Origin of the sequence: Nonomuraea sp. NPDC050022 (assembly GCF_044460705.1) — a bacterium.
In the GTDB taxonomy this organism is placed as follows: domain Bacteria; phylum Actinomycetota; class Actinomycetes; order Streptosporangiales; family Streptosporangiaceae; genus Nonomuraea.
Genome location: NZ_JBITKE010000028.1, coordinates 13,352 through 37,930, shown reverse-complemented (window position 1 = coordinate 37,930; position 24,579 = coordinate 13,352). Strand labels below are relative to the sequence as shown.

The 24,579-nt window shown below is 72.6% G+C and carries 10 protein-coding genes; 9 read left to right on the top strand and 1 reads right to left on the bottom strand.

All coding sequences use genetic code 11. From position 1 onward, the window contains the following. The first annotated feature begins 120 nt into the window (after nucleotides 1-120). Complete coding sequence (locus ACIBO2_RS58410) at nucleotides 121-993, top strand: hypothetical protein (protein ID WP_397305326.1); 873 nt, start codon at nucleotides 121-123, stop codon at nucleotides 991-993. 46 nt (nucleotides 994-1,039) lie between these two features. Here ACIBO2_RS58410 and ACIBO2_RS58405 read toward each other — a convergent pair whose 3' ends face one another. After that, nucleotides 1,040-2,227, bottom strand: a complete 1,188-nt coding sequence (locus ACIBO2_RS58405; protein ID WP_358558008.1) for a helix-turn-helix domain-containing protein — start codon at nucleotides 2,225-2,227, stop codon at nucleotides 1,040-1,042. Between the two features lie 465 nt (nucleotides 2,228-2,692). Between ACIBO2_RS58405 and ACIBO2_RS58400 the strand changes: the two genes are divergently transcribed. The 8 genes from ACIBO2_RS58400 to ACIBO2_RS58365 are packed head-to-tail and all read left to right on the top strand — an operon-like array spanning nucleotide 2,693 to nucleotide 24,527. Continuing rightward, entirely contained in the window at nucleotides 2,693-4,762 is a 2,070-nt protein-coding gene (locus tag ACIBO2_RS58400) for a S8 family serine peptidase (RefSeq protein ID WP_397305325.1), read from the top strand. Further along, on the top strand, nucleotides 4,759-6,723 hold the full coding sequence (locus ACIBO2_RS58395; protein ID WP_397305324.1) for a S8 family serine peptidase: 1,965 nt from the start codon (nucleotides 4,759-4,761) through the stop codon (nucleotides 6,721-6,723). The genes ACIBO2_RS58400 and ACIBO2_RS58395 overlap by 4 nt, the downstream gene beginning before the upstream one ends. Continuing rightward, nucleotides 6,720-8,684, top strand: coding sequence for a S8 family serine peptidase (locus tag ACIBO2_RS58390; RefSeq protein WP_358557999.1), 1,965 nt, complete (start codon nucleotides 6,720-6,722; stop codon nucleotides 8,682-8,684). Before ACIBO2_RS58395 ends, ACIBO2_RS58390 begins: the two co-directional genes overlap by 4 nt. A 17-nt stretch (nucleotides 8,685-8,701) precedes the next feature. Further along, nucleotides 8,702-13,249, top strand: a complete 4,548-nt coding sequence (locus ACIBO2_RS58385; protein ID WP_397305323.1) for a DUF6603 domain-containing protein — start codon at nucleotides 8,702-8,704, stop codon at nucleotides 13,247-13,249. Beyond that, the gene (locus ACIBO2_RS58380; protein WP_358557993.1) at nucleotides 13,246-14,430 is read left to right on the top strand and encodes a kelch repeat-containing protein; all 1,185 of its coding nucleotides are present in this window, start codon (nucleotides 13,246-13,248) and stop codon (nucleotides 14,428-14,430) included. The genes ACIBO2_RS58385 and ACIBO2_RS58380 overlap by 4 nt, the downstream gene beginning before the upstream one ends. Beyond that, a complete protein-coding gene (locus tag ACIBO2_RS58375) occupies nucleotides 14,427-17,510 on the top strand; it encodes a hypothetical protein (RefSeq protein ID WP_397305321.1) in 3,084 nt (1,027 codons plus the stop codon). The genes ACIBO2_RS58380 and ACIBO2_RS58375 overlap by 4 nt, the downstream gene beginning before the upstream one ends. Then, complete coding sequence (locus ACIBO2_RS58370; protein WP_397305320.1) at nucleotides 17,507-22,735, top strand: hypothetical protein; 5,229 nt, start codon at nucleotides 17,507-17,509, stop codon at nucleotides 22,733-22,735. The genes ACIBO2_RS58375 and ACIBO2_RS58370 overlap by 4 nt, the downstream gene beginning before the upstream one ends. After that, complete coding sequence (locus tag ACIBO2_RS58365; RefSeq protein WP_397305319.1) at nucleotides 22,728-24,527, top strand: hypothetical protein; 1,800 nt, start codon at nucleotides 22,728-22,730, stop codon at nucleotides 24,525-24,527. Before ACIBO2_RS58370 ends, ACIBO2_RS58365 begins: the two co-directional genes overlap by 8 nt. Nucleotides 24,528-24,579 lie beyond the last annotated feature (52 nt).

Here is a 24,579-nt window from a genome sequence, read left to right as displayed (position 1 = left end):
GGGGGGTTCCGGGTAACCCCGCCCCCCCTTGCCAAAAAATTCCCTAAGCCCAAAACGCAAACTCCCCCCGCCCCGGGGGGCGGGGGCCCGGGCCCCGCGCCCGCCTTTCTGGGAGACACCATGCGCCGCTACCTCGCTGCCCTGCTGACAGCCGCCACAGTCCTCACCGCATCGTGCGCCCAGGCCCTCCCGAGCGATACCACCACCCCGGACGGCGCCGCCCTTCGCCTGCCTCTGGACGACTATCAGCATTCCCCCACCCAGGCCCTCACCGTGACCAACGCCTACCGCGTCCTCCTCATCCGCTGCGCGCGGCGCCACGGCCGCACCCTTCCCATCACCTCCTCTCCCCGCCCCCTGGTCGGCCCCCGAACGTGGATGGAACGCCGCTACGGCCTCACCGACGCGGCCGATGCCGCCTCCTACGGCTACGGCCTCGGCCCCCGCGACCCGGCCCGGCACCCGCCCGAGACCCCCGACCTGGACCCCGCCACCATTGCCGTCATCACCGGCACCGGTGACAAGGCCCCGCCGGGCGGCTGCCAGGAGCAGACGCGCAAGGCCCTCGCCATGGCTCCCGCGGGCGCCGATCCTTCGCTTCCCCAGCACCTGTCCATGCTCAGCTTCCAGCGCTCCCGCACCGATCACCGCGTCCAGACCGCCGTCAAGGAGTGGTCGGCCTGCATGCGCGCCGCCGGCCACTCCTACGCCAACCCTTTCGACCCCATAGCCGACCCGGCCTTCCGTGACGGAACGTCCGAGAAGGAGCTCGCGACCGCCCGGACCGACCTCGCCTGCAAGAAACGGACCAACCTGGTGGGCGTCTGGCTCTCCGTCGAAAGCGCCTACCAGCGGAGGATGATCGCCCAGAACGCCACCGCCCTCCAGGAGGCCAAGCGGGCGAACCAGACCATCCTGCGGCTCGCCCAGGCGGCCCTCGACGCCGAGATGCGAACCCCGGCGTCGACGAGCGGCGGCTCTCCGGCCGATTGACACCGTGAACGGGCCCAGGCGCAGTCGTTCGCGGTGCGAAAGGAGGTCAGGGCTGGTCGCGCCAGGCCTCGGCAAGGATGCGGGTGACGGCGGTGCTCAGCACTCGTACGCCGCGGGTTGAGCCGGGCTCGATTCCGACCAACTCGCGAACCCGTCTGAGCCGGTAGTCGAGGGTACGGGGGTGCACGCGTAGTGCTATCGCGGTGGACATCCGGTTCATGTCGTTGCGGTAGTAGGCGTCGAGCGTGGCCACCAGGTCGGGACCGCTCGCCAGCCGCCGGGTCAGCTCGCGCAGCCACTGGTCGACCTGCGGCATCTGGGCCGCCCCCAACTCCGCGAACACGTCGGCCACGCTGTACACCTGGCGGGGGACGCTCTCCACGGGTGCCGCCTGGCAGACCTTGCGGGCCAGCGAGAGCGGGTCCGCCAGTGCGTGCGCCCGGCCCGGGGCCACGCCGACCGAACAGGGCCCGGACAGCTCGGCGAAGTCGCGGATCAGGGACAGCGCCTGGGACCGCGCCGCCGCCTGCCCGTCGATCGGGTCATCGCCGCCGCAGGGCACCAGCGCCGCGAACTCATCCGGCTTGTGCCAGGTCAGCGGGAAGCGGTGGTGGTTCAGCAACGTCTTGACGACCTCGTCGCGCCGCAGGTTGTCGTGCCGGCCGCCGGAGATCCGGGCGATCGTCACCAGGTAGTGGGCCTGCGTCGGCAGGTCGAGTTCGCCGGCCAGCTGGGGCGCGGCGGGATCGTCGCAGAGAAGCATCCGGGCGAGCATCTGGATCCTGGCCACGACGGGCAGGAAGCGCTCCTGACCTTTGAGGTATCCGCGTGTGTAGGCGTTCTGCGCGGTAAGGCCATGGTGGGCGATCCACCCGAGGATGCGCATGACGTCGCCAAGGTCGTTGGGGCCCGCCGCCTCGTGGATCTCGCGCAGCGTGAGATTGGCGTGCAGGAGCAGAACCTGCCGCTGGGATGCCAGCGAGACGCCCACCTCGCCCCGTGCCGCGCCGACCGAGGCCATGTACGCCTGGTCCTGCCCGGTGAACGCCTGGTCCTCCGCGGCCAGCTCGATGGTGCGGCGCCGCAGAATCACCGCGAAGTCCAGCATCGCGGCGGACCCCCGAGCCTCAGCGGCCAGGCTGCGGTAATCCGCGAGCTCGCGGGTGTACACCTCGACCGCACGCCGGGCATTGGCATCCAGGCTGCTGCGTAAGGTCCGGAACAGGTTGCCCATATCGGCTCTCCTTCACATCCGGCCGTCATCCGCGAGGGGCCACCCGCCACCTACCGACGCCATGGCGAACTGTGCCGATCTCCGCAGGTCCCTCGCTGACGCGGTTCATGAAGACACTGGACTGGGCGGCCTCACGGGGTCTGCTCGTCGATCTCGCACTTGGTGAAGACCCTTGGGTGGCCGCCGCCGTTCTTCAGCCACCAGTACATCCACGCCGTTCCAGTCAAGTCGACGCTGACGGCGAAGTCGAGCGCGATGGAACGCGGTGGAACGCCTTTCTAGGTAAGGCGGCTCTGCCTCGGGGACATGCCATCGCGGAGCCCGCTGGGGGTTCATGCCGACCGCCGGGGTGCGTGGTCGGCGCCGGCTCGTCCACTCCAAGGAGGATGCAGTGATCGACCGTGTCCAAGACCGGTCCGGCCGAGGCTCGCGGATCGAGTCCGCGGCCGGAGAGCGGGATGAGCGATGACGGGGGAGCCCGGCCCGGGGGTGCGGGATTTCCGGCTGATGGTGGCGCCGGAGCCGTTCGACCCTGCGGCAGTGGAACCGTCCCACCAGGAAGTGTCCCGCCGAGAACCCGCCCGCCAAGAGCCGCCCTCCAGTGAGTCGCTCTCCAGTGAGTCGTCCCACCGCGAGCGTCTCGCCGCGACCCCTGCGGCGCGGGCGACGGTCGTGCAGTTCGCGGCGTTGCTGAGCGAGCCCGACATCGCCCGGCTCAAGGCGGCGTACGGCCTGCGCCTGGACAAGTTCATCCCGAACCTGGCCTACCTGGAACGCCTGGACACCGCGACCGCCGACCGCGTACGCGCGGACTTCCTGGTCAGGGCGGTCATCCCGTTCCCGCAGGCGTCGAAGCTGTCGCCCACGATCCCCGCCACGGGGCCGCTCGACCTGACGATGGTGTTGTTCGAGGACTCGGACCCCGTCGCCGTCACGGCGAGTCTGACCGCGCTCGGCGCGCGGGACATGGCGACGGCCGATGACCGGGAGAGCGGCGGGCGGCTGCGGTTGCACCTCACGCTCGACGACCCGTCCAGGGTCGCCCAGGCCGCCGCGATCGACGACGTCATCTGGATCGAGCCCGAGCCCGAGTTCACCCTCATGGACGCCGGGTCGGCACGGGTGCTCCAGTCGGGCGACCCGTCCAGCGGCCCGGTCTGGATCCACAACCTGCACGGCGAGGAGCAGGTGATCGGGATGATCGACCAGGGCGGCGTCGACCTGGACCACTGCTTCTTCGCCGACAACCCGCCGAACAAGCCCGGTCCGGACCATCGCAAGGTGGTCCGGGCGTTCAACGAAGGCGTCGTCGGCCGGCACTTCATGCAGATGGCCGGCATCATCGCCGGTGACCAGCTCGGCTTCTCCGGCAATCACCCGAACCGTGGCGGCGCGTGGGCCGCCAAGCTCGTCACCCGCAGCCTCGGGGACCTGAAGCGAGAGAAGATCAATACGGGTTTCGCGGTCTTCAGCCTCGAGACCCTGCTGAACGCGTCGAGAAAAGAAGGCGCGAGCATCCACAACCTGAGCTGGGGCATCGGCAAGGTGGCGGCCTACGACGTGCTCGCCCAGGACGCGGACAAGTTCAGCTTCGAGCACGAGGACCAGCTGCTGGTCGCGGCCGGCCAGAACCGGGAGCAGGGGACGGAGAACCTGCCGCCCGGGATCGCGTTCAACACGCTCTGCGTCGCGGCCACGAAAGCCTTCCCCGACCACATGTCGCGGGGCAACGGGGTGGACGGGCCGACGCCCGACGGCCGCCGCAAGCCGGACCTCATGGCGGTCGGCTGCGGCATCACCACCGCGGCGATCCCTACGCCCTCTCCCAAAGGCCCGTTCTGCGACGTGGAAGTGATCGCGTGCGGCTGCAGCGCCGCGACGGCGAACACCTCGGCCGCGGCCGCGCTGGTGCGTCAGTACTTCCAGAGGGGCTTCTACCCTGCCGGGGAACCGCGGAAGGACAAGGTCATCAAGCAGCCGTCAGGAGCGCTGATCAAGGCGGTGCTGCTCAACTCGACCGTCCGCATGACCGATCATCCCGGCTACCCGAACGACATCACGGGCTGGGGGATCATCCAGCTCGACCGGACGCTGTTCTTCAAGGACACCAGCCGCCGGGGGTTGATCGTCAAGGACGTCCCGAAGAGCGCCGGCCTGCGGATGGGCGAGACGCGTACGTCCCAGTTCTTCGTCAACGGCGACACGGAGCCGCTGAAGATCACCCTGGTGTGGGTCAACCGGCCACCGTCCGAGCAGAACCTGCCGCATCCCCGGGTGGACGCCATCAGGTTCGAGGTGGAGGACTCCCAAGGCAACTTCTACATGGGCAACGACCTCGACGGGATCAACGGGGTCTCGCGGAAGCTGGCGACGGCCCCGGCCAGCCCGCCGGACGCGATCAACAACGTCCAGATGGTCATCGTGAATCAGCCCACTCCAGGGACCTGGAGGATCCGGCTGCGCCAGTCCGGGCACCAGGAGAAACAGCGCTACGCGCTCGTGGTCTCCGGTGACGTCGCCGTGGACGAGCTATGACGGCCCGGCGCCCCGACTTCCGGCTGATGGTGGGGCCGGAGCCGTTCGATCCCGTGGAGCTCGCACAGGAGAGTCCCGTGGAGCTCGTGCAGGCGAGCGCGGCGGCCGGGCCGCAGGCGACGGTCGTGCAGTTCACGGCGTCGCTGAGCGGGCCGGACGTCGCCCGGCTCAAGGCGGCGTACGGGCTGCGGCTGGACCGGTTCGTCCCGAATCTGGCCTACCTGGAACTGCTGGACGCGGCGACGGCCGACCGGGTGCGCGCGGATTTCCTCATCCGGGCTGTGACCCCGTTCCCGCAGGCGTCCAAGCTCTCGCCCGACATCCCGGCGACCGGTCCGCTCGCTCTGACGGCGGTGTTGTTCGACGATTCGGACGCCGCGGCCGTCACGGCGAGCCTGACGGCGATCGGCGCGCACGACGTCGCGGCGAGCGACGCCCGCGAGTTCGGCGGCAGGCTGCGCCTGGTCTTCGGGCTCGACGACGTGACCAAGGTCGCCCAGGTCACGGCGCTGGAGGACGTCACGTGGCTCGAACCGGCGCCCGCGGTCGAGAACCAGGACGTGCCGTCCGCCCAGGTGATCCAGTCCGGCGACCCGGCCCGGGGCACCGTGTGGGATCGGCACCTGCACGGCGAGGACCAGGTGATCCAGATCATCGAAGAGGGAACGCTCGACCTCAACCACTGCTTCTTCGCCGACGCCGCCCCGAACAGGCCGGGCCCGGGCCATCGCAAGGTGCGCGCGCAGTTCAAAAGGGCGAACACCGCGCCCGACAGCCACTTCATGAAGGTCGCGGGCATCGCCGCCGGTGACGAGCTGGGCAACTCCGGCCAGCACCAGGACCGCGGCGGCGCCTGGGCCGCGAAGATCGTCGCCAACGACAGCGCCGCGCTGCGCGACCTGGGCCCGAATCACCGCAGCGTCCACCAGTTCCTGGAGGACGGGAGGGGCGTCGGCGCGACCGTCCACAACTTCAGCTGGGTCAACGCCCTCACCGTGCGCTATGAGTCCACGGCCCGGGACGTGGACGCGTTCTGTTTCGCCCGCGAGGAGCAGGTGGTGGTGGCCGGCGGGCCGAACACGCGGCCGAACTCGAGGAACATGCCACCCGGCATCGCGCTCAACGCGATCTGCGTCGCGGCGGCCAGGGCCCACCCCGGCCACATGACGCGGGGCAGCGGCGTGGACGGGCCCTCGTTCGACAGCCGCCGCAAGCCGGACCTGATGGCCGTCGGCTGCGGCATCAGGACCTCCGTCCTGCCACCCGCGCCGCCCCAGGGCGTGTACTGCGACACCGCCGTCCAGACGTGCGGCACCAGTTTCGCGACGCCGAACGCCTCGGCCGCGGCCGCCCTCGTACGCCAGTACTTCACGCAGGGCTTCTACCCGAACGGCAAGCCCGAGCAGGACAAGATCGTCAAGCAGCCGTCAGGCGCGCTGATCAAGGCGGTGCTGCTGAACGCGACCGTCGACATGACCGGCCACCCCGGTTACCCGAGCGACATCGAGGGCTGGGGAATCATCCAGCTCGACCGGGCCCTGTTCTTCGAGAACGGCACGCGCAAGCTGATCGTGCACGACGTCAGGAGCGCCGCCTCCATGGCGACGTCCGCGACCCGCTCGTACGGCTTCACCGTCGACAACGCGGGCGAGCAGCTGAAGATCACCCTCGTCTGGACGAGCAAGGCGATGACCGAGGTGGCGCCGTTCACCCCGGACCCCATCCGGTTCGAGGTGGAGGACCCCGCCGGGGGCTTCTACATGGGCAACGACTTCGACGTGCCCAACGGGGTCTCCCGGAAGCTGGCGGCGCCCCCGAAAGCGCCGCCCGACATCGCGAACAACGTCCAGATGGTCGTCGTGAACAACCCCGCTCCCGGCCCCTGGACGATCCGGCTGCGCCCCGTGCTCACACGGGCGCCGCAGGGCTTCGCGCTGGTGATCACGGGGGGTGTGCGATGAGGAGTGAGCGACAGGACTTCCGGCTTCTGGTGGGGCCTGAGCCGTTCGACCCCGTGGAGCTCGTACAAAAGAGCGCGGCGGCCGGGCCGAAGGCGACGGTCGTGCAGTTCGCGGCGTTGCTGAGCGGGCCGGACATCGCCCGGCTCAAGGCGGCGTTCGGGCTGCGACTGGACCGGTTCATCCCGAATCTGGCCTACCTGGAACGGCTGGACGCGGCGACGGCCGACCGGGTGCGCGCGGACTTCCTGGTCCGGGCCGTGGCCCCGCTGCCACAGGCGTCCAAGCTCTCCCCGGACATCCCGGCGACCGGGCCGCTCGACCTGGTGGCCGTGCTGTTCGACGACTCCGACGCCGACGCCGTCACGGCCGCGCTGACGACGATCGGCGCGCGCGACATCGCCACCGTCGACGGCCGGGCGTTCGGCGGGCGGCTGCGCCTGCGGCTCACGCTGGCCGACGCGGTCAAGCTCGCCCAGGTCGCGGCGCTGGAGGACGTCACGTGGATCGAACCGGTGCCGACGATCGTCGACGCGGACGTGCCCTCCGCCCAGACGACCCAGTCCGGCGACCCGGCCCGCGGCACGATCTGGGCGCACGACCTGCACGGCGAGGACCAGGTGATCCAGGTCATCGAGCGGGGCACGCTCGACCTCAACCACCGCTTCTTCGCCGACGCGGCCCCGAACAGGCCCGGCCCCGGCCATCGCAAGATCCGCGAGCTGTTCAACCCGAGAGGGGCCACGCCCCAAGGCCACTTCATGAAGGTCGCCGGCATCGCGGCCGGTGACGAACTGGGCAACTCCGGCAACCACCAGGACAGAGGCGGCGCCTGGGCCGCGAAGATCGTCGGCCACGACGCCAACCTGATCCTCGCCCCGCCGGACAAGACGTCTCCGGACGGGAACCGCCGCCCGCGCAGCCTGCAGGAGCTGCTGGAGGACGGGAGGGGCGCCGGGGCGACCGTCCACAACATCAGCTGGAGCACCAATATCCGCTACGACGTCGTCGCCCGGGACCTGGACGCCTTCTGCCTGGCCCGCGAGGAACAGGTGGTGATCGCCGCCGGCGAGAACACGGGGGTGAGCCCGAAGAACGCCTCGCCCAGCGTCGCGTTCAACGCGCTCTGCGTCGCGGCGGCCAAGGCCTTCCCCGACCAGATGTCGCGGGGCAGCGGCGTGGACGGGCCCTCGTTCGACGGCCGCCGCAAGCCGGAGGTGATGGCCGTCGGCTGCGGCATCAGGACTTCCGTCCTGCCGCCGACGCCGTCCACGGGCCTGTACAGCGACACCGAGGTCCAGCCCCGGTGCAGCACGAGCTTCGCGACGCCGAACGTCTCGGCCGCGGCCGCCCTCGTACGCCAGTACTTCAACCAGGGCTTCTACCCCAAGGGCCGGCCGGTGGAGGGCAACCGCAACCCCAGCCCGTCAGGAGCGCTGATCAGGGCGGTGCTGCTGAACGCGACCGTCGACATGAAAGGTCATCCCGGCTACCCGACCGACACCGAGGGCTGGGGGCTCATCCAGCTCGACCAGACCCTGTTCTTCGAGAACGGCGCCCGCTCGATGATCGCGATCGATATCCCGAGCCGAGCCGGTCTGCGCCTGGCCGAGACCCGTACGTACCGCTTCAACGTCCATGACGCGAGAGAGCCGTTGAAGATCACCTTCGTGTGGGTGAACCGGCCGCCGTCCGAGGGCCAGACCACCCCCACCGTGCAGGCGATCAGGTTCGAGGTCGAGGACCCGGCAGGAAACCTCTACTCGGGCAACGACTTCGACGTGCCCAGCGGCTTCTCCCGGCAGCGCAAGACCAGCCCGCCCGTTCCGCCCGACATCACCAACAACGTTCAGATGGTCGTCCTGCCGAGTCCCGTCATCGGTCCATGGATGATCCGGCTCCGCCCCTACGTGAATCTTGAAACCCAGGGTTACGCGCTGGTCATATCCGGCGGCGTGATCTAGACCGGAGGTATCCCGCGATGGCATTGTCCGTCGAATCCCTGATGCTCGAGGTGGGCAAGGCGTTCGCCCCTTTGGAGCAGCGGCTGCGCGGTGACGAGATCCCGCTGCTGTTCGCCGAGATCGGCCTGCCGGCGCCCGGCGTCGTGCTGGCCGCGCAACCCGTGCGCGACGCCGTGGACGGCGCCGCCACGGCGCTGAGCGGACTGCCGCGCTCGCTGTCCGACCTGGCCGCGGCGATCGAGGCCGAGGACGTGGACCGGATCGCGGAGAGCGTGGCCGCGATCAGCAAGCTGGTCACGACCGTGGCCGACGCGGTCGGCGTGGTGGCCGGCGCGATCCGGGCGGCCGCGGCGGCGGCCGGGCCGAACCGGGCCGAGGTGGAGGCGTTCGCCGGTGAGCTGCCGGAGCGGCTGTTCGGCTTCGCGCTGATCACCTACCTCCAGGACCGCAAGCCGATCGTGGCGAACGTGCTGGAGCTGATCGGCGTCCTGGAGTCGACGCCGATCGCGGCGACCCCCGCGGCGCCCACGCATGTGCGCCGGGTGCTGCGCCTGGACCGGCTGAGCGGCTTCCTGCGCGACCCCGTCGCCACCCTGACCGAGCTCTACCGCTGGGGCGGCCCGGACTTCGACTGGGACCTGCTGCTCCAGCGCCTGTCGATCTTCCTGACCACGGTGTCGCACTTCGCCTTCCCGCAGCCGGGGCCGCCGCCGTTCCTGCGGGTCGCCGGCGTGGACATCGGCAGGACCGATGACCAGATCCCCGGCGTGGCGGCCACGTTGCGGCTCGACGCCAAGGACCATCTCGAGCTCATCGTGCCGGTCAACGACTCCGTGGCGCTGGTCGCGACGGCCGACGCGGCGATGGAGGCGGGGGCGGCCGTCGAGCTGCTGCCGCCCGCCGACCTGCGGGTCGTGCCGCCGTCCGGAGAGGTGCGCGGCTCGGTGCGGTTCGGCGTCCAGGCGCCGCCCGCCGCCGGCGGCCCACCGCTGGTCATCCTCGGCACCGCGGGCGGCTCCCGCGTCGAGGCGCGCTCCCTGCGCATCACGGGCGGGGCGGACCTCGACTGGAACGCCGCCGCCGGCCGCGCCGAGGGCGAGCTGGTGCTGGAGGCCGCCGTCGAGGGCGGCAAGATCGTGCTGAACCTGGCGGACGCGGACGGCTTCCTCGCGTCTATCCTGCCGTTCGGCTCCATCCAGCTCGACGCCGACGTGGGACTGTCCTGGTCGAGCGCGACCGGGCTGCGCTTCCGCGGCACGGGCGGGGTCGAGGCCGACATCCCTGTCGACCTCCAGGTCGGCCCGGTGGAGATCCGCTCGCTGCACCTCGGCCTGCGCTTGACCGACGACGGGGTCGCCCTGGAGGCGTCAGGCACGGTCGGCGCCCAGCTCGGCCCGATCGCGGCCGTGGCCGACAGGATGGGCGCGGTGATCAAGCTGTCGCGGAAGGACGGCGCCCTCGATCTCGACGTCGGCTTCAAGCCGCCCACCGGAGTCGGGCTGAAGATCAACGCGAACGGCGTGTCCGGCGGCGGGTTCCTGTCCTTCGACCCCGGCCGCGGCGAGTACGCCGGCGCGCTGGAACTGGAGATCGTCGACCTCATCGCGGTCAAGGGCATCGGGCTCATCACCACCCGCCAGCCGGACGGCTCACCGGGCTTCTCGCTGCTCATCGTGCTCACCGCGGAGTTCCCCTCCGGCATCCAGCTCGGCGCCGGATTCACGCTGCTGGCCGTCGGCGGGCTCCTGGGACTCAACCGGAGGATGGACCTGCGGGCGCTGATCGAGGGCGTGCGGACCGGGGCGATCGAGTCGGTCGCCTTCCCGAAGGACGTGGTCGCGAACGCGCCGCGGATCCTGTCCGACCTCGGCCGGTTCTTCCCCGCCCAGCAGGGAACGTTCCTCATCGGCCCGATGGCCAAGATCGGGTGGGGCACTCCGCCCCTCATCACCGCCTCGGTCGGCCTGATCATCGAGGTGCCGGGCAACATCGCGATCCTCGGCGTCGTACGGGCCGCGCTGCCCTCTCCCGAGGACCCGCTGCTGCTCCTGCAGGCCCAGTTCCTCGGCGCGCTGGAGCGGGACAAGGGACGGCTGTGGTTCTTCGCCAAGCTCGTCGAGTCGCGCATCGTGGGGATGACCGTCGAGGGCGGGATGGGCCTGCTGGTGGCCTGGAGCGGCGACCGCGAGCTGATCGTGACCATCGGCGGCTTCCACCCGGGGTTCCACCCGCCGCCGCTGCCGTTCCCCACGCCCAGCCGGCTCGCGGTGGACCTGCTCAACCGGGGCAAGCAGCTCATCCGGGTGACTGGCTACTTCGCGCTCACCCCCAACACCGTGCAGTTCGGCGGCGGTGTCGAGGTGCGGCTGGGGTTCAGCTCGTTCGGGGTCGAGGGCCATCTCACCCTCGACGGGCTGATCAACCGCGACCCGTTCCGCTACAAGGCGCACAGCTCGGGGCACGTCTCACTCAAGGCGTTCGGCGTCGGCGTGTTCAGCCTCAGCCTGGACCTCACGCTGGAGGGCCCGGCCCCGTGGCGGGTGCACGGGCGCGGCTCGATCGGCTTCCTGTTCTTCTCCATCTCCGCCGACTTCGACTTCTCCTTCGGCGAGGAGCTGGCGCTGTTCGTGCCGACGGTTCTCGGGCTGCCGCTGCTGGTCTCGGAGATCGCCAAGAACGAGAGCTGGGAGACCCGGCTGCCGGGCGGCGGCGTCCGTACGCTGGTCTCCCTGCGCAGCCTCCCGGCGGGTGAGGACCTGGTGCTGCACCCGCTCGGCACGCTCGTCGTGCGGCAGCGGGCGCTGCCGCTGGGCGTCCGGGTGGACCAGATCGGCGGGCAGCCGATCACCGACGGGCGGCGCTTCAGCCTCACCACACCGCGGAACGGCGGATTCGTCGAGAAGTCGGTCACCGGCGAGAAGTTCGCGATGGCCCAGTTCCAGAAGATGTCCGACGCGGCCAAGCTGTCGCGGCCCTCGTTCGAGACGCAGGACGCCGGGCTGGAACTCACCTCCGACCAGGGCGATCTCGCGACCGCCCGGGTCGTGCGCCGCGCGGTCCGCTTTGAACTGCACCTGATCGACAGCGCCGCCGCGCAACCGGCAGGGGTCGCGCTCGCGGCCGCGGCCGGCGCGCCTGTGCAGCGCTTCCACAGCGTCAGCGAGCCGGTGTTCGACGAGCTGCTGCGCGGTTCGAGCACCAGCCGTTCGGGGCTGTCGGCCAGGCAGGCCAGGCAGCGGCAGCCGTTCCTGGCCGAGGACACCGTGCGGATCGACGAGCAGCGCTTCGTGGTCGCGTACGTGAAGAGCAACCGCCAGGCCTTCCCGCCGAGCCGGCCGGGCACGACCACGCGCCGGGTGCCCTCGACGTTCCGCAGCCGTGCGACGGCCGAGGACGCGCTCGCCGGATTCGTGACGCTCGACCCGAATCTGGCAGGGCAGCTGCACGTGATTCCGGCGGCCGAGGCGGCCGTCACGCCGGGTGTGCCCGGCACCTGGTCGCCCGCGGGCGTGCTGCCCGCACCGGTGTCCGAGGTGGATCTCGTGCCGCTGCAGAACGGCCGCGTCCTGATCGCCGGGGGCACCGCCCCCGACGGCTCGCCCGTACCGGTCACCCAGTTGTTCGACCCGGCGGGCGACTCGTGGGCCACCGGGCCCGCGCTCGGGGCCGCGCGCAGGCGGCACGCCACCACGCGCCTGCAAGACGGTCGCGTGCTCGTCACAGGCGGGCAGGGGAGCGGGCACGCGCCGCTCGCCTCCGCCGAGCTCTTCGACTCGGCCGCGGGCCGGTGGACCCCGGCCGCCGGCATGGCCGTCGCCCGCCACGGGCACTCGGCCACGGTGCTGGGCGACGGCCGGGTGCTGGTGGCCGGCGGCAGCGGCGCGCGGGACGGGCAGGAGGACGGCGCGCTCGCCTCCGCCGAACTGTACGACCCGGCGAGCGCCACGTGGACCACCACGGGAACGCTGATCAGCGCCCGCACCGGCCACCAGGCGGTCCTGCTGGACGACGGCCGGGTCCTGGTCACCGGCGGCCTGCTGCCCACCGGCGCGGGCCGCGCCGAGCCGCTGGCCTACTGCGAGGTGTTCGACCCGGTCAGCGGGGCGTGGAGCACCACCGGCAGCCTCGACACGGCGCGGGCCGGGCACCAGGCCGTCCTGCTCACCGACCACCGGGTGCTGGTGACCGGCGGCGACCCGGTCGTGGCCGCCGACGGCACGCTGGACCCGCACAGCCTCGCGAGCGCCGAGCTGTACGACCCGGTCAGCGAGGTCTGGAGCCCGGCGCGGCCGATGCCGGACGGCGGCCGCTCCGGCCACCGCGCGATCCTGCTGCGCTCCGGCGAGGTGCTGGTGACGGGCGGCACCGGCACGCCCGAGCGGAGCGCCGGCTTCCGGTCCGTCATCTCCTACGACCCCGGGTCCGGCACTTGGCGCACGCTGGGCGGCCTGCTCCTGGGCCGTAGCGCCCACGTCGTCGCTGAACTGCCCGACGACCGGGTGCTGGCCGCCGCGGGCGTGGCCGGCACCGACACCACAGGCACCGGCGAGGTGCTGATCCCATGACCAACGAAGGAATGACCATCATGCCCAAAGCCACCGAGCCACCCGCCGGAACCTGGAAAACCGCAGGCGACCTGCCCACCCCGGCCGTCTGGCACGGCCAGCACGACGGGCCTGTGCTGCTCGCCGACGACACCGTGCTGGTGGCCGGCGGCGCCGACGCGGCAGGCGGCTCGCTCGCCGACGCGGCCCTGTTCGGCAAGAAGCAGGGCGCCGACCACGACACCTGGGAGCGGGCCGACCCGATGGGCACGCCCCGGCGCCTGCACTCGCTCACCCGCCTGGCCGACGGCCGCGTCCTGGCCGTCGGTGGCCTGAACGGCGGCACGGAACAGGGCTCCGCCGAGCTGTACAACCCGGCGACGGGGCACTGGACCCCGACCGGCGGCCTCATCACCCCCCGCTGGGGACACAGCGCGACGCTGCTGGACGACGGCAGCGTCCTGGTCGCCGGCGGCAGCGCCTCGCGTCCCTCGGGCGGCACGGTCGCGCTGCGCTCGGCCGAGCGGTTCGACCCCGGCAAGGACAAGTGGCGCTCCGCGGGTTCCATGAGCGACGCGCGCACCGCCCACACGGCCGTACCGCTGCACGGCGGAATGGTCCTGGTCGCGGGCGGCACCGCGCCGGTCGGCGCCCCCGACGACCCGGCGCTGGCGTTCTGCGAGCTCTACGACCAGGCACGCGACAAGTGGACGCCCACCGGCAGCCTGATCAGCGCCCGCAGGCACCACCGCGCGGTCCGGCTGTCGGACACCAGCGTGCTCATCACCGGCGGCACCGCGCCGGGCTCGCCGGGCACCGCGCCGTACGACCCGTTCAGCCGGCGCACGGCCGAGGTGTTCGACCTGGACACCGGCAAGTGGACCGAGGTGAGCGCGATGCCCTCAGGGCGCGCGCTGCACCGCGCCGTCCTGCTGCCCGGCGGCCAGGTCATGGTGGCGGGCGGCGCGTCGGGCGACCGCGACGAGTCCGGCTTCCGCAGCGTGCTGGCCTACGACGTCACCGGTGACGCGTGGGCGTCCGTGCCGGGCCTGGTGACGGGCCGGTGGTCGTTCGCGGCCGTCGTGCTGGCCGACGACAGGGTGCTGGTCGCGGGCGGCGTCGCCCGTTCCGGGCTGGCCGCCGCCGGCCCGGCCGCCGTCGAGCTGACCGCGACCTCCGAGGTGTTCGGGGAGACCTCGTGACCGCCAACGCCTACACCTTCCTGCCGTGGTTGCGTGCCGGGATCAACACCCGGATCACGGCGGACCCGGGCACGGCCGCGCGGGCCAGCGTCCAGATCCCGCTCAACGTCTCCGGTGAGGGGCTCGACGGTGGCACGATCACCCACGACGCCGGGCGTCCCGTGCAGTTGTACGGGCCGGGCGACGTGGTCGGCGTGGACCCGCGGGCGATCTCGCGGACCGAGCCGCGGCCGGGCACCGCCAACGTGGAGCCGAACTTCCTCGCGCACATCGAGTTCGTGGAGGAGGACTTCGCCTGGCGCTACAGCCCCGCGCCGTCCGGCCCGTCGATCGCGCGCCTCACCCCGTGGCTCGCCCTGGTGGTGCTGGCTGCCGGCACCGAGTTCGCCGACGCCCCCGGCACAGACCCGCTGCCCGCCATCGACATCATCGACCCGGTCCATACGATGCCGCCCGCCGACCAGCTCGGCGCCTGGGCGCACGTCCACGTGAACGGCTCGCTCGCCGGCCCGGTCGTCACCGACAGCACGGCCGGCCCGCTGGCCGCCCTGGACACGGTGCTGACCACCGACCCGGACAGCGCCTGCTCGCGGCTGATCTGCCCGCGCCACCTGCGGCCCGAGACCGCCTACGAGGCGTTCCTGGTGCCGGCCTTCGAGACCGGGCGGCTGGCCGGACTCGGCTTCGACCCGGCCGGAGCGCCGGGCGCGCTGTACTCGAGCTGGGGCCCGCCCTACGCCAACCGCCCGGTCGGCAACCGCATGCCGTACTACCACCGCTGGGCGTTCCGCACCGGTACGGCCGGAGACTTCGAGTTCCTCGTACGCCAGTTGCGTCCCCGCCGAGCCGACGCCCGGGTGGGCGTGCGGGAGATCGACGTGCACGACGGCCCCGGCTTCGACCTGCCCGGCATCCCCGAGCAGGGCGGCGTGCTGCCGCTCGGCGGCGCGTTGCGCGTGCCGGAGAGCGTCGATCCCAGGGAGAACTGGGACCACTTCGCCGACCCGCCGTCGCCGTCCCCGCTCTACCCGCACCCGTTCGAGCAGGAACTGGCCCGCCTCATCAACCGGGCCGACGACTTCCAGCAGCCGACGTCGGGACCGGACCCGTTCCTCACGCCGCCGCTGTACGGCCGGTGGCACGCGCGCACCTCGCGCCTGCTGTACGACCGGGACGGCACACCGGTGTCCACGCAGGACAACCACAACTGGGTGCACCGGTTGAACCTGGACCCGCGCTTCCGCGTCGCCGCCAACCTCGGCGCGCAGGTGGTGAGGGACCACGACGAGGAGCTGATGGCGGCCGCCTGGGCGCAGGTCGGCGACGTGCTGGCGGCCAACGGCCGGATCCGGGCCGCCCAACTGGCCCGCGAGGTCGGCCACGCGCTCCAGACCCGCCACCTCGAACTGCCGGCGGGCACGGCGCGGACCGCGGCGGCCGCCGCGCCTTCGGGACGCGCGCTCACCCTCACCGCCCCGGCCCACTCCCGGGTCACCACCCCCGTCAGCGCCGCGAACTCGCTGGTGGCCGGGCAGGACAGTGAGGTCGCCGTCGGGTTCCACGTGGCCGGAAGCCGGGTCGCCGCCGCGCCCGTCTCGCCCGCCATGCGGCGGATCATCCGCCCCGGCTCGCGGCTGATCCGCTCGCTGGACTTCGCCGAGGGCCCACGGCCGGACGCCCTGCTGTTCCGCATGGACGACGCGGTCAACCCGGTCGTCGCCGTGCCCGTCAAGATCACTCCCGGCGCGCTGGTCACCCCGGCCGACGTCAACGCCGTGCTCCACCCCGACCGGCCGCCCGGCGCGGACCCCGTGGACGTCCTCGCGCACAGCCCCGACTTCGTGCTGCGCTCGCCCGGCGACCCCGTCACCCCGCACGCCAGCACCGCCGACAGCGCCGAGGCGACCCGGTTCAAGAGCGCGCTGCGCGAGCTGCACCAGGCGATCGACGCCGGGGTGGCGGTCGGTCAGACCCCGCAGCCGGTCCCGCTCGACCTGGGCACCACCACGACGGCCACGCTCACCGGCCTGCGTTCCGACACGACCGTGCCGCGCGCGCTGCTGGACGGCTCCGTCAGTCTGCCGGAGCGCCTGCGGCCGTTCGCGGAGGCGTTCACCGAGGCCATGGCGTACCCGGTGTTCGACCTGCCGATGTTCCGGGCGCTGCTCGGCTTGGGGATCGACGCGTTCGTACCGAACCTGAACCTGCTGCCGCAGAACACGTTGACGCTTCTGGACAACAACCACGAGTTCATCGAGTCGTACATGGCGGGGCTCAACCACGAGATGGCCCGCGAGATGCTGTGGCGGGAGTTTCCGACCGACCAGCGCGGCACCCCGTTCCGCCAGTTCTGGGACGCCGTCACCGCCCTGCCGGAGCCCGGGGTGTCGCCCGCGGACCGCCGGGAGCGCGACTACGACATCCCGCCGATGCACCGCTGGCCGCTGACGGCCAGGCTCGGGGAGAACTCCAACCCGCACGACGGGATCGTCCTGGTCGTCAGGGGCGAACTGCTCAAGAAGTACCCGACCACCGCCATCTACGCGCACCGGGCCGAATGGCCGCCCGGACCTGACGGCCTGCCCGACAAGTCGCAGCAGCGCCGCCTGGTCACGATCACCGGTCAGCCGACGACCGAGCAGATCCAGCTTCCCCGCTTCGAGGCCACCGTGGACCCGGACATCTATCTGATCGGGTTCGGCCTCACCGCCGACCAGGCGATCGGCGGTCCCGACGACCCCGGCTGGTTCTTCGTGCTGAAGGAACGTCCGGGCGACCCCCGCTTCGGCCTGGACGACCGGGACCCCGGCGCGCCCGCCGGGCCCATCGAGGTCTGGAACGACCTGACCTGGAGCGACGTCGACCCCGCCGGACACGGGTTCCTCACGCTCGACCCCGCCGTCACCGTGCCGCTCGCCGGGCTGGACGGATCCGACGACGCGGGCAAGCTCGACCAGCACGGCGAGGACGAGAACCTGCCGCTGTGGTCCAGCGGGCTGGGCTCGGCCGACCTTGCCTACATCCTCCTTCAGGTGCCCGTCATGGTCGCCGTTCACGCTCAGGAAATGGTGCCCCGATGACCGCGCTCAGCGACGCGTTCCCGGTTCTGCTCGCGCCGGTGCGGGTCGAGACCCGCTTCACCGCCACGGAACTGCTGGTCCGGGTCTTTCCGGACGAGTGGGCCGTGGACAAGTTCGAGTCCAAGCCCACCGACGCCGAGATCACCGCGATCGACGCGTACTGGACGGCCCGCTGGGCGGCCGGCGGCCGGGCCGCGCGGCTTCAGGCCGCCTGGCAGGAGCTGGCCACCCGGATACCGGCGGGCCGCGCGGCGTGGCTGCTGCGCGGCCGTACCCCGGAGAACCCGGCCGAAGAGCCCACCGGGGCGGGCGACGACGCCGTGGTGCTGGTCATCCGGTCCGCCGCGGCTCCGGCCGCCAACAACCGGCAGCCGTCGATCGTCTATTGGAGCGCGGTGTGGCGGGCGCACGGCGACCGGCTGCGGTTGCGCCAGGCCGACGCCGCGCTGCTCGCCTCAGTCGGAACCGCCAGGGCGAACACCATCCGCGCCAACCGGCCGTTCGGGCTGGACGGCGCGCTGACGAGCCCGACCGACAACGTGCTCGTCGCGTTCCTGGTGCTGAAGCCGCCCGCTCCCGGCACGACGGCGACGGACGCCTGGACGCAGGGCGCCAAGGCCGCTCTGCTGCCCGACCGGTTCCAGGTACTCGCTTTCAACGGCACCCGCCAGGTGGTGTCGGTGACCGGCGCCACGGTGCCGGCCACGCTCGCGGTGAGCCCGGACCCGGGCTCCGGCGACCAGATCTCCGTCAACGAGCAGACCGGCGTCCTGCACGTGCCGGACGCGCTGCGCTGGCTCGTCGACTTCGACCGGGCCGTGGCCGTCGGCATGGGCGTGCGGATCCCGCTCACCGACGAGATCCGCGGCGGGGTGGAACGGCTCGTCGTGCTGGGCCTGCGCGAGCAGGCGGCGCCCACGCAGACGGCCGCCGACCTCACCGAGCTGATCAAGCGCCATCTGCGCGGCCCGGACGGGTTCGCCCTGCTGCCGCAGGGCACGCCGACCAACAACTCCGAGGTCCGGCCGGCCGGTCAGGACGAGGAGGACGAGGCCGCCGCCGCGCTGCGCTCCTCCAGCGGGATCGCCGCCGCGGCGGCGCAGGACTGGACGACGAGGACGGACGGCAGGCAGCTCACCGACCTGCTCGGCATCGACTCCGGCGTCCTGTCCGGCATGCCGAACGCGGACGGAACGGACCAGCGCGACGCCCGCGCGGCCAACACCGCGCTGTGGCCGGCGACGTGGGGCTCCTTCCTGCAGACGACGCTGCACCCGCTGCTCGGCCCGGACGCCGTCGCCAAGACTCGCGACTTCTTCCAGAAGTACGTCTCCGGCCGTGGCCCGCTGCCCGTGGTGAAGATCGGGCGGCAGCCGTACGGGATCCTGCCCACCACCGCGTTCTCCCGGCTGGCCTTCCCGGACTCCGCGGGGCACCGGCGGGCACTCAACCGGGTCCTGACCGAGGCGGGCAAGGATTGGGCCGCTGCCGCCGCCCAGGTGCCGCACCTGGGCGACGGCGCGAGCGACGCGCACCAGCAACTGCTCGACCTGGTCGCGCTGCACCCGACGTCGACCGAGTACCACCAGCGCTACGCGCAGAGCCTCGAGGACCTGTTCAACCGGGAGAACCTCGCCGGGCTCGGCGGCACCGTCGTGTCCACGGTGGAGCAGCTCGGGCTGGCCGCCCCGGTGCGCGCCCTGCTCAGCCGGTTCGGCGCGGACACCGGCCCCGGCCGGGACCCTGACCTGCTGCGGCGGCTGTTCACCGACTTCCACCAGCCGATGCTGGCGCCGCTGGTGGACGACCGGCCGCTGTCGGAGAGCGCCCACATCCGGCCCTACACCACCGACGGGCGCGACTATCTGACCTGGCTGGCCGCGCTGACGCGTACCAACCTGAACGGGATCCGGCTGGAGTCGGGCTTCGCCGAGGGCCGGCGCCCGGCGACGCTGCTGTACCTGCTGCTGCGGCACGCGATCCTGCTCGGCTGGGACGAGGCGGCCCGCGCGCTCACGGCCGCGGCCGGCCAGTCCGCCGGGCCGCCGGTCGACCCGCCGTTCATCCACGTGCACCTGCCCGGACCCGGCGAGGACGCCACCAGCGAGAGCCGCTTCCGGCTGCTGTACTCGCCCGCCCCGCTGGTCACGGGCAGCCCCGATCAGCTGCTGGTCAACTTCATCCCGTCGGCGCTGAGCAAGCAGGCGCCGGACCAGCCGGGCCCGACGGCGGCGCTCGCCGACCAGGCCCGCGCGCTGGACGTCCTGGCCACCTTGCCGACCGCCCGCCTGGAACGGCTGCTGGCCGAGCACCTCGACCTGGCCACCTACCGGCTGGACGCGTGGCGGCTGGGCCTGGCCACCGAACGGCTCGCCGAACTGCGGTTCGCGCCCGACGGCACCGTACGGCCCGGCCTGCACCTGGGGGCGTACGGCTACCTGGAGAACGTCCGGCCGCAGGCCATCGACCGGCTGGAACCCGTCTCTCTGACCGGCCCGCTGGCGACGGTGTTCGCCGGAGCCCAGCCGCTGCTGCACGACCCGGAGAACGAGGGCTTCGTGCACGCGCCGTCGCCCGGCCACGCCCGTACGGCGGCCGTCCTGCGAGCCGGGTACGTCGCCAACGCCGACCGGCAGAACCCGGGCCCCTTCGCGGTCAACCTCGGCGCGGACCGGGTCAGGCTCGCGCTGTCGATCCTCGACGAGATGCGGCGCGGCCAGTCGCTCGGCGCGATGCTGGGCTACCGCTTCGAGCGCGGCCTGCACGACCGCAGCGGCCACGGGACCGAGGTGGACAAGTTCATCGCGGGGCTCAGGCTGGCCTTCCCACTGCGCTCGGGCAAGATCCCGCAGTCCGTGGCCGCAGATCAGGACAAGCCCGACGAGATCGGGCAGGTCGAGGCGCGCAACGTGATCGACGGCCTGGCCCTGGCCCGCCATCTGACCAGGAGCGGCGCGTCGCGTACGTACCCCTTCGGGCTGAAAGGTCTGCCGGAGGCGGACGCCGATCAGACCAACGCGATCAGCGAGGAGGCCGAGCGGCTGCTGGCCGCCAACGACGCGGTCGCCGACCTCGCCGTCGCCGAGGCCACGCACCAGGCGCTGGGCGGCAACCCCGAGCGCGCCTCCGCGACCCTCGACGCCTACGCCAAGGAAGGGCTGCCGCCCGAGCCCGAGGTGGTCAGGTCGCCGCGCAGCGGCACCACGCTCACCCACCGGTTCGGGCTGCGGCTGAAGGCCGGACTGCACCCCGGCAACGACGACACCCCCCGCACGCAGGCGGAACCGGCCGTGGACGACTGGCTGCCGAGCCTGCTGCCGCGAGACGAATCCGTCGCCGCGCGCGTCACCTGGACCGATCCGGTCAACGGCCACGCCCACGAGAGCGTGGTCACCCAGGACGACGTCGACCTCGCGCCGATCGACCTGCTGTGGACAGTACGGCCGACCGACCAGGCGGCGATGACCGACCTGGACGACCGGATCATCGGCGTCGTCGTGAAAAGGGATGACCCGCGCCCGGACGCCGAGCTCACCATCCGCTACACCGACCGCGTCGACGGCAAGGTCACCTTCTTCGAGCTGTCGCCGCTGATCACCGCGCTGCGCACGCTGCTGACCACGGGCCGGCCGCTCAAGCCGACCGACCTGGTGCCCGCCTCCGGCCCCGTCACACTCGACCGTACGCTGGACGACGCCGTGTCGGTGCCCAAGCAGCGCCCGGTCGCGGTCCGCGAGTCGCTCGACGACCTCGGCGACGACGTGGACGACCTGCTGGGCGACCTCGTCCGGCTGTACCCGCCCGCCCCCGCGCAGCCGCGGCGCGACGACATCGTGGAGGACATCGACACGCTGCTGACCCGCTACGCCCGGCTGGTCACCACCGCGGCCGGGTTCGGCATGGTGCGCAGCGGCTGGGGCGAGGTGACCGCCTGGCGGCGCGGGGTGTTCTCCGAGGTGCTGGCGGCCGCGGCCGTGACGGCGGCCAGGATGGGACGCACGCTCGCCAAGGCCGACGCGCTGCTCGCCGCCTACGACGCGCTGCCCCGGCGCACCCCGGACGACGAGCGTTTTCGCAGGTTGCACGAGGTGGAGCCGCTGCTCACGACCGCGCCTGACCCCGACCCGCCGGACCGGCCCGACCGGTTCCGCGACGCCATCGGGCGCCAGCGCGACATCTTCGCCCGGCGCCAGGACGATCTGGAGGACGTCGCCAGGACCGACCGTACGAAGCTGAGCGAGCTGCTGGAGCAGGTCGGCGACCTGCTGCCACTGACCGGACTCGACCCGGCCGGGCTGGACCTGACCCCGGTGCTGGACAAGGTCGTCGCGTTCGGCGCGGAGCTGCTGTCCAGGACGCGGGCGCTGCGCGAGGAGATCACCGCCCGCCTGGCCGCCGCCACCGCCGCGCTGACCAGCGCCGACAACGCCGTCACCGCGCCCGACCGCGCGAAGGCGACCATCGAGGCGCTGCGGGCGCTGCTCGGCCCGGACGCGCTGGTCGTGCCGGAGTACACGCTGCCGAAGGATCTCGGCGACGACCTGCACGACGCGTTCGACGACAGCGACGACCTGGTCAGGCACCTCACCCGGGCGCCGATCTCCCGGGACTTCCCCGTCGACGACTGGCTGCACGGCCTGGCCCGCGTACGGGAGATGCCGCGGCTGTGGGAGCGGGTGACGCTGCTCAGCGACGCGCTCAGGAACGAAGACCTCGAGGACATCGAGGACCGGGAGCCGCGGCTGCGGCCGATCCAGTTGCCGCTCGTGAACGGCGACCACTGGCTGGCCATGGAGCTCGCGTCGGGCGCCACCATCGACCAGGACCGGCTGCTGTTCACCGCGCACTACGCCGACGACCCGCCCGACGGGTCCGGGCCCGCCAGCGGCCTGCTGTTCGACGAGTGGACCGAGGTGCTGCCCACCGACCGGGAGACGACCGGCATCGCCGTGCACGCCGACAGCCCCGACTCCGAGCCGCCGCAGAGCATGCTGCTGGTCGTGCCGCCCGTGACCACCGGGTCGTGGCGGGCCGAGGACCTCGTCGCGGCGGTCACCGAGACGTTCGACCTGGCGCGTACGCGGCTGGTGGAGCCCGCGCAGCTCGACGGCACCGGGTACGCCCAGCTGCTGCCCGCGACCCTCCTGTCCGCGACCCGCCAGCCCATCACCATCAGCACCGATCTCGCCGTCGCCAACGCACGATGGAAGGCCGACCATGAGTGAGCCCCGTATCGCCGACCTCCCCGCGGCGCTGGCCCATCGCGACTTCCCGACGGTGGGCCTGTGGAACCGCCTGGAGGGGCGCCCCCGTACCACCGACTTCGGCAGGGCGCTGCGTGCCGAGGTCCGTGACCCGCTGTGGCTGCTGGCGCGGCAGTGGCAGCTCGGCGAGTTCCGCGCCACCGACGGCGGCTCGCCGGTGACGGCCACGTACTCGGTCGTGGCCAGCCCGCTGACCCGCTTCCGCCCCGACACCGACCCGGTGAGCCCGCCGGGCGCGCTACCCGCCGGGCGTCCCCTGGAGACGGTGGCGGAGAGGCGGCCGCTGCCGTTCACGTTCGGAACCGAGCCGATCTCGTTCGACCTGCGGCTGTCGCTGGGCCGCCGCTGGCTGAAGCTCGTGGCGCGGGCCTCGCTCCAGCACAACCGCGAGGTCGCCGAACAGTACGTCGCCCGCTACCCCATCACCCTCCCCGACCCGGACGCCGAGGCCGACGCCCAGCGCGTGGCCCACCCGGAGGTCTGGGCGGGCACGCAGGCGGTGGCCGGCCGCCGGATGGACGGCTACCTGCTCTACCAGCATGTCAAGGGCGGCGGAACGGCCGCCGACGGGATCACCGGGCTGCGGCGGCAGGACCGCGACGCGCTCAACGCCCTCGGCCCCCGCCTGATCGCCTGGTTCGACCAGCTCATCGACCAGCCGGGCGCGACCAGCCCCTGGGACCCGCGACGGCTGGAGCACCGCTTCTCGGTCGCCGCGGCCGGCCCCGGCGGCGAGACGGTGCTGTCCGCGCCCGAATACCCGGGCGGCGAGCTGGACTGGCACGCGTTCTCGACGGCCCACGACGACACGCTCGGCGGCGCCGGTGCCACTCCGGCCGCGCTGAACCGCACCGTGTTCCCCACACCCGCCCGGTTCACCGGCATGCCGCTGCCGCGCTGGTGGGCGGTCGAGGACGGCCGTACGAACTTCGCCGCCGTCACCCCCGACAGCACCGACCTGGCCCGGCTGATCTTTCTCGAGTTCGCGCTGGTCTACAGCAACGACTGGTACATCCTGCCGTGCGACGTGCCGACCGGCACGTTCGCGGCGATACAGGGGCTCGCGGTGACCGATGTGTTCGGCGCCCGCCGCTGGATCACCCCCGCCGGCGCGGGCGCCGAACACGACTGGCAGCAATGGTCGATGTACGTCCACGGCGACGCGCCCGGCCTCCTGCTGCCGCCGGGAACGCCGAAGGTGGCCGACGGCCCGGCGCTGGAGGAGGTCCAGCTGGCCCGGGACGAGAACGCCAACATGGTGTGGGGCATCGAGCAGACCGTCCGCATGCCCACCGGCGACCCGCGCCCCGGCGCGGAGGCCGCCGCCGAGACCCTCGCCTTCCGCCGCCGGCGGCCGCGCCCGCCGACCCGGCTCGACGACTCTCGGGCGGCGCTCGCGTACCGGGTGATGAGCTCGGTCCCGGAGCACTGGATCCCGTTCATCCCGGTCCACGTCCCCGGCGACAACCGCAGCGTGCAACTGCAGCGCGCCACGATGCCCAGCGAGGTGGACGGCAGTCCCGTACCGGCCAGGACCGCCCTGCTCCGCGAGGGGTTCGACGCCGGGAACTCGTACTTCATCAACGAGGAGGAGGTCCCTGTCACGGGCACCCGCCTGACCGCCGCGTACAACCGCACCCGCACCCGGACCGGCCAGGTGATCGTCTGGCTCACCGTGCGGCGGGACACCGGCCGCGGCGGGCGCTCCAGCGGTCTGGCCTTCGACCTGCTGACCGACACCGCACCCCAGTGACGTACGGGCCGCTGCTTCCCGGTCGGCGGGGGTAGCCTGCGACCGGCTGGAG

Coding starts and splice junctions, on each gene's coding strand:
- ACIBO2_RS58410 (WP_397305326.1), top strand. CDS start 121: ATGCGCCGCTACCTCGCTGCCCTGCTGACAGCCGCCACAGTCCTCACC.
- ACIBO2_RS58405 (WP_358558008.1), bottom strand. CDS start 2,227: ATGGGCAACCTGTTCCGGACCTTACGCAGCAGCCTGGATGCCAATGCC.
- ACIBO2_RS58400 (WP_397305325.1), top strand. CDS start 2,693: ATGACGGGGGAGCCCGGCCCGGGGGTGCGGGATTTCCGGCTGATGGTG.
- ACIBO2_RS58395 (WP_397305324.1), top strand. CDS start 4,759: ATGACGGCCCGGCGCCCCGACTTCCGGCTGATGGTGGGGCCGGAGCCG.
- ACIBO2_RS58390 (WP_358557999.1), top strand. CDS start 6,720: ATGAGGAGTGAGCGACAGGACTTCCGGCTTCTGGTGGGGCCTGAGCCG.
- ACIBO2_RS58385 (WP_397305323.1), top strand. CDS start 8,702: ATGGCATTGTCCGTCGAATCCCTGATGCTCGAGGTGGGCAAGGCGTTC.
- ACIBO2_RS58380 (WP_358557993.1), top strand. CDS start 13,246: ATGACCAACGAAGGAATGACCATCATGCCCAAAGCCACCGAGCCACCC.
- ACIBO2_RS58370 (WP_397305320.1), top strand. CDS start 17,507: ATGACCGCGCTCAGCGACGCGTTCCCGGTTCTGCTCGCGCCGGTGCGG.
- ACIBO2_RS58365 (WP_397305319.1), top strand. CDS start 22,728: ATGAGTGAGCCCCGTATCGCCGACCTCCCCGCGGCGCTGGCCCATCGC.